Raw genomic sequence first — 680 nt, forward strand, 5'->3', positions numbered from 1 at the left:
GGATGTGGCGGCGCGCCTGCCGCAACCGGGCGCCCCGGAGGCCGAGGATGTCCTCGCCGTCGAGGACGACGTGGCCGGCGGTCGCCGGAACGAGGCGCATGATGCCCTGCGCTGTGGTGGATTTGCCAGAGCCGGACTCTCCGACGATGCCGAAGCTCGCGCCGCGACGCACGACGAAGCTCACGCCATCGACCGCGTGCACTACCGAACCGCCTCCGCCCGCTATCGGGAAATGGATCACGAGATCTCGGATCTGAAGGACTGCATTCGTTCCAGCGACAGCCGATCGAATGTTCATGCGGTTTCCTCGGGATGCCAACAGGCCACCATGTGCGCCGGGGCGGAGGGCGCGAGGCCCGGCTGGGCGAGCTGGACGCAGACCGCATCGGCCCGCTCGCAGCGGTCGGCGAAGGCGCAGGTCGCGGGTCGACGACCGAGCGGCGGCACGAGGCCTGGGATTTCCTTGAGGGAAATGCCGGCGGTCGCCGCTGCCATTCCCAAGCGTAGATGGGGCGTGCAGCCCATCAGCCCGCGGGTATAGGGATGCTGCGCGGCGCGCATCACGGCGCGGGTCTCGCCCTGCTCGATGCACCGCCCGGCGTAGAGTACCGCCACCGTGTCGGCGATGTCGGCCACCGCCCCGAGATCGTGGGTGATCAGCACGATGGCGGTGCCCATCT

The 680-nt window shown here is 69.6% G+C and carries 2 protein-coding genes; both read right to left on the reverse strand.

Annotated features, from left to right (window positions below; genetic code table 11):
- Positions 1-202 (reverse strand): ATP-binding cassette domain-containing protein (locus FV242_RS34040; RefSeq protein WP_246693021.1); only part of this gene is annotated, 202 nt, incomplete at its 3' end.
- A gap of 92 nt (positions 203-294) precedes the next feature.
- Positions 295-680: oligopeptide/dipeptide ABC transporter ATP-binding protein (locus FV242_RS34045; protein ID WP_368732215.1), on the reverse strand; the 386-nt coding region annotated here is incomplete at its 5' end.

It is taken from the genome of Methylobacterium sp. WL64, from assembly GCF_008039945.1.
Taxonomy (GTDB): domain Bacteria; phylum Pseudomonadota; class Alphaproteobacteria; order Rhizobiales; family Beijerinckiaceae; genus Methylobacterium.